The following is a 1,095-nucleotide window of genomic DNA, read 5'->3' on the forward strand; positions in this document are numbered from 1 at the left end:
ACAACCCGCTACGGGGGAGACTTACCCGAAATCTGATTTATTCAACAAAGCCTCAAAATACTATTTCCCGCTTGAAAGATATTGACCATGCCTCACCAGTTGTTATTTGCAATGAAGAGCATAGATTTATTGTTGCTGAGCAACTTCGAGAAGCTAATATTGACGTCAATGGGATTATTCTAGAACCTATAGGCAAGAATACAGCTCCAGCAGTTGCTCTTTCCGCCTTTTTTTCTCAAAAAGTAATAAAAGAAAGTGAAGGCGATGATCCACTTTTGCTTGTTTTGGCGGCGGATCATGTAATTAAAGATGTTGATAAATTTAAAATTGCCATTAAGCATGCTTTACCTTTAGCTAAACAAGGTAAAATTGTTACATTTGGCGTAGTGCCAACCCACCCTGAAACTGGATATGGATATATCCAAATTGGTAATTCTTTGGCGGAAGATGCTTACGAAATTAATTCATTCAAAGAAAAACCTGATCTCCAGACTGCGCAGCAATATGTTAAAAATAAGGGTTTTTTGTGGAATAGTGGAATGTTTTTATTCCGCGCATCTTCTTATCTTGAAGAGTTGAAAAAATATCATCCCGATATATATGACATCTGCTGTGCTTCAGTTGCATCCGCACAAAACGATTTAGATTTTACAAGAATCGATCGTGAAATCTTCTCATTATGTAAGTCTGAGTCGATTGATTATGCAGTTATGGAAAAAACAGATAAGGGTGTAGTTATTTCTCTTGATGCTGGTTGGAGTGATGTTGGTTCATGGTCATCACTATGGGAGATAGACAAAAAAAACGAAGATTATAATGTTATACATGGTGATGTTATAGCACATAACTCTATAAATAATTATATATACTCAGAATCAGCTCTAATAGCTACAGTTGGAGTGCAAAATCTTATTGTTGTTCAAACAAAAGATGCAGTACTCATAACCCAAAAATCTGAATGTCAAGATGTAAAAAATATCGTTGAACAACTTAATCGTTCCAATAGACAAGAATATCGCAGTCACCAGACAGTATATCGCCCGTGGGGCAAATACGACTCCATCGATGCGGGCGAACGTTACCAGGTGAAGCGCA

1 protein-coding gene is annotated in these 1,095 nt (G+C 37.1%); it reads left to right on the top strand.

Annotated features, from left to right (window positions below):
• A partial coding sequence (locus HX884_RS26590; protein WP_178329044.1) for a mannose-1-phosphate guanylyltransferase/mannose-6-phosphate isomerase occupies window positions 1-1,095 on the top strand: 1,095 nt, incomplete at both ends.

Origin of the sequence: Enterobacter sp. SECR19-1250, assembly GCF_013391025.1 — a bacterium.
Lineage (GTDB): Bacteria > Pseudomonadota > Gammaproteobacteria > Enterobacterales > Enterobacteriaceae > Enterobacter > Enterobacter cloacae.